Source organism: Lysobacter sp. 1R34A (genome assembly GCF_051217035.1).
Classification (GTDB): domain Bacteria; phylum Pseudomonadota; class Gammaproteobacteria; order Xanthomonadales; family Xanthomonadaceae; genus Lysobacter.
Map to the genome: position 1 here is coordinate 1 of NZ_JBPKJP010000179.1, position 3,483 is coordinate 3,483.

Sequence of the window (3,483 nt, forward strand, 5' to 3'; positions counted from 1 at the left end):
CGCGGTTTGCTGCCGCTATGCAGGCCGTCGGCGTGCGCGGCGCTGCCGCGCGCTCGGTCGGACGGGGCAGGCCGGTCGCTCATGCTCAGCGCGCGGCCGCGAGGTCGCGCCGGCCGTTCAAATAATCCGCGGCGGTGATCGCCTTGCCGCCGTCGCGTTGCAGCACGCGGATGCGCAGGGCGCCTTCGCCGCAGGCGATGTCGATGCCCTCGCGCCCGGCCTGCAGCACGCTGCCGGGTTCGGACGAGTGCTGCAGCGGCACCGCGATCGCGCCGTGCACGCGCACGCGCTCGCCGGCGATGTTCGCATCGGCCATCGGCCAGGGATTGAAGGCGCGCACCTTGTTCGCCAAGGCCGGCGCCGGCTGGGTCCAGTCCAGGCGCGCCTCGGCCTTGTCGAGCTTGTGCGCATAGGTCACCCCGTCCTGAGGCTGCGGCTGCGCGACCGGGCGCATGCCGGCGCGCAACAGGCCCAGGCCGTCGCTCAGCACCTGCGCGCCGAGCGCGGCCAGGCGGTCGTGCAACTGCCCGCCGGTTTCGGCCTCGCCGATCGCCAGCGATTGCGACAACAGCACCGGGCCGGTGTCGAGGCCCTTCTCCATCTGCATCAGGCACACGCCGCTGTCGCGGTCGCCGGCCTCGATCGCGCGCTGGATCGGCGCCGCGCCGCGCCAGCGCGGCAGTAAAGAAGCGTGCACGTTCCAGCAGCCGTAGGTCGGGATGTCGAGCACCGACTGCGGCAGGATCAGGCCGTAGGCCACCACCACCATCAGGTCGGGCTGCAGTTCGCGCAGGGCCGCGCGCGCGGCCGCGCTCTTGAAGTTCTCCGGCTGCATCACCGGCAAGCCGCGCGCCAGCGCTTCGCGCTTGACCGGCGACAGCGCCAGCTCGCGGCCGCGCCCGGCGGGGCGGTCGGGCTGGGTGTAGACGGCCACGACCTCGTTGCGCTGCGCGGCCGCGCGCAGGCTCGGCACGGCGAAGTCGGGAGTACCGGCGAATACGATGCGCATGGGGGCTCGGGAATGGGGGATCGGGGACTGGGAATTAAAGACCGGCGGACCGGCGCGCATCATCGCGCCCGGGCGGACGCCGCGCGGGCAAGACTACAGAAACGAGGAACGGGAGCAGAAAACCCGCGCGCGCCGCACGGCGGCGCGCCGATTCCCCACTCCCGCCCCGATGCGGCCCTCAGGCCGACTGGCGGCGCTGCTTGGCGAGCTTCTTGCGCACCATCTCGCGCTTGAGCGGCGAGAGGTAGTCGACGAACAGCTTGCCGTCGAGGTGATCCATCTCGTGCTGCACGCACACCGCGAGCAGACCGTCGGCGCTGAGCTCGAACGCCGCGCCGTCGCGGCCGATCGCCTTGACCGTGATCTCGTTGGCGCGGGTCACGTCGGCGAAGATGCCGGGCACCGACAGGCAGCCTTCCTGGTAGACCTGCTCGCCGGATTTGGCGACGATCTCCGGATTGACGAACACCAGCGGCTGGTTCTTTTCTTCCGACACATCGATCACCATGAAGCGCTGATGCACGTCGACCTGGCTCGCGGCCAGGCCGATGCCGGGGCATTCGTACATGGTCTCGAACATGTCGTCGAGCAGCTTCTGGAACTGCGGCGAGGTCACGTGCGCGGCGTCGACCGGCACGGCCTTGGTCCGCAGACGCGGATCGGGGAATTCTAGGATTGGGAGCAGGGCCATGGCGTCGAAAATGGGGGCGTGGGTCACATACGCAAGCTTTGGTTGCATTGTAACCCCGTTATAGGCTGCAAAGGCCTGCTAACGTTCGCAGCTTCTGGGCTATAGTCCGGGTGCCCGCAGAGGGCAAACCTGGAAGGGGAATCAGGTAGATGGCCGCCATGTTTAAACCGATCCGCGCGGTTTTCGCCGCCGCGTTGCTGACTGTTGCCACGTACGCCATTGCGGCGGAACTGCGTGGCGACCACCCCGACACCTACGTGGTGAAACGGGGCGACACCCTGTGGGACATCTCGGCTCGCTTCCTGAAGCGGCCGTGGCTGTGGCCGGAAATCTGGCAGGCCAACCCGCAGATCAAGAATCCGCACCTGATCTATCCGGGCGACGTGATCTCGCTGGCCTACCTCGACCGCGTCGCGGCCCAGGTCAAGCCGGGTCCGCGCCAGGAAGCCCCGATCAGCGGCATCCCGCTGTCGGACATCGAGCCGTTCCTGAAGAACCTTCGGGTCGTGGACGAGTTCGAGCACCTGCCCTACGTGGTCGGCCTGGAAGAGGACCGCCTGCGCGTCACCCAGGGCCAGGTCGCCTACATCAAGAACCTGCCGGACCAGACCCCGGGCACGCGCTACGCCGTGGTCCGCCCGACCCAGCGCTACACCCGCCTGGATCGCGTGGCCTGCTGCGACATCATGCGCGCCGCCGACCTGGACTTCCGCGGTCGCCGCACGGTCGACTTCGAAGCCATCTGGACCGACGTGGTCGTGCCGGACAAGGGCCGCGAGCTGCTCGGCTACGAGCTGATGCAGGTTTCGACCGGTACCGTCAGCCGCGGCGCCGAGAACGGGATGGAGGCCAGCACCCTGGTCATCGACGACACCGGCCGCGAAATCCGCGTCGGCGACCGTCTGATCCCGGTCGAAGCCCAGCCCTACGACCTGCAGTTCTTCCCGCATCCGCCCAAGGCACAGTTCGACTACGGTCGCGCCCAGGTCCTGGCCGTGGCCGACCTGGTCAAGCACGGCGGCCCGCGCGACGTGATCGCCCTGTCGGTCGGTGCCCGCGACGGCGTCGACAACGGCACGGTGTTCTCGACCTGGCGGGTCGGCACCCGCGCCGTCGACCGGGTCAAGGTCGGTCCGGACCGCGACCCGACCCTGGTCGGCAAGGCCTCGCGCGTGCGCCTGCCGGACGAGTTCTCCGGCCACGTCATGGTGTTCCGCACCTTCGACAAGGTCAGCTACGGCCTGATCATGGACGGCGTGCGCCAGACCAAGGTCGGCTACGAGCTCAAGCATCCCGATGCGGCCTACTGATCGGTCTGCCTGACCTCTGAGGAAAGGCCTGCGGGCTTTTCCTACAGCGATCCACGACGGCGCCTTCGGGCGCCGTCGTCGTTTGCAGGCTAGGCTGGTGCATGCCCTCGCCCCAGATCCAGTTGTCCGACGACGACCTCCACGCCCTGTTGACCCTCATCGCCGCCGGCGGCGGCGCCGCCGCACGGCGTCAACTCCTCGAACTTCACCCCAGCCCGGCCGCCGCCCTGGCCGCCGGCACCAGCCAGTGGCAAGCCGCCGGGCTCACCCCCAAGCAGATCGAGGCCCTGCGTGCGCCGGACCAGGACGCCCTGGCGCGGGCGCTCGACTGGCTGCACGCGCCCCGCCACCACCTGGTCGGCTGGCACGATCCCGACTACCCCGGCCTGCTGCGGCGCGCGCCGAACCCGCCGCTGGCGCTGTTCGTCGCCGGCGAACCGGCCCTGCTCTGGCATCCGGCGGTGGCCGTGGTC

3 protein-coding genes and 1 pseudogene are annotated in these 3,483 nt (G+C 69.7%); 2 read left to right on the forward strand and 2 right to left on the reverse strand.

Annotation, left to right across the window (positions count from 1 at the left end):
* Window positions 1-85: 85 nt before the first annotated feature.
* Window positions 86-1,009, reverse strand: coding sequence for a methionyl-tRNA formyltransferase (gene fmt, locus ACSAMQ_RS20180; protein WP_435397370.1), 924 nt, complete (start codon window positions 1,007-1,009; stop codon window positions 86-88).
* Window positions 1,010-1,187: 178 nt separating this feature from the next.
* Window positions 1,188-1,700 carry a peptide deformylase gene (gene def / locus ACSAMQ_RS20185; protein WP_435397371.1) on the reverse strand — a complete coding sequence of 171 codons (513 nt, stop codon included), beginning with the start codon at window positions 1,698-1,700 and terminating at the stop codon, window positions 1,188-1,190.
* Window positions 1,701-1,858: 158 nt separating this feature from the next.
* Between def and ACSAMQ_RS20190 the strand changes: the two genes are divergently transcribed.
* Window positions 1,859-3,010 carry a LysM peptidoglycan-binding domain-containing protein gene (locus tag ACSAMQ_RS20190; protein ID WP_435397372.1) on the forward strand — a complete coding sequence of 384 codons (1,152 nt, stop codon included), beginning with the start codon at window positions 1,859-1,861 and terminating at the stop codon, window positions 3,008-3,010.
* A 101-nt stretch (window positions 3,011-3,111) separates the two neighbouring features.
* Window positions 3,112-3,483, forward strand: a pseudogene (locus ACSAMQ_RS20195) (DNA-processing protein DprA); the annotation flags it as partial.

What these genes read in the sequence shown, in the direction of transcription:
- fmt (WP_435397370.1), bottom strand. Translation starts at nt 1,009, where the DNA reads ATGCGCATCGTATTCGCCGGTACTCCCGACTTCGCCGTGCCGAGCCTG.
- def (WP_435397371.1), bottom strand. Translation starts at nt 1,700, where the DNA reads ATGGCCCTGCTCCCAATCCTAGAATTCCCCGATCCGCGTCTGCGGACC.
- ACSAMQ_RS20190 (WP_435397372.1), top strand. Translation starts at nt 1,859, where the DNA reads ATGTTTAAACCGATCCGCGCGGTTTTCGCCGCCGCGTTGCTGACTGTT.